The organism is Staphylococcus pasteuri (assembly GCF_030547725.1).
GTDB classification, from domain to species: Bacteria; Bacillota; Bacilli; order Staphylococcales; family Staphylococcaceae; genus Staphylococcus; species Staphylococcus pasteuri.
The window spans coordinates 1-238 of record NZ_JAUOQO010000916.1; the positions used below are offsets into that span (position 1 = coordinate 1).

1 protein-coding gene is annotated in these 238 nt (G+C 38.2%); it reads right to left on the reverse strand.

Translation table 11 applies throughout. The features are described 5' to 3' along the window. The coding region (locus tag Q4528_RS15905) for a hypothetical protein (protein ID WP_303522718.1) at positions 1–238 on the reverse strand (238 nt) is incomplete at both ends.

Sequence of the window (238 nt, forward strand, 5' to 3'; positions counted from 1 at the left end):
GTGTAATCAGTATTTATAAAAACAGGCAGATGAGCATGTTTTAGAGAGCGCCTAGGCTTTAACTTTTTACTAGCATTTAGGTTTTTTCCATAACTAACGATATTACATCTTGGATGCGGGGGTATTCGCCTAACCCTTTTAAACTCGCCGTTATCTGACAAACAGGACAAAATATCAATATCTCTATTAATTAAACCTGCACGCGCTTTTGTAGCATCCAGCAACTCAGCCTTTAGAC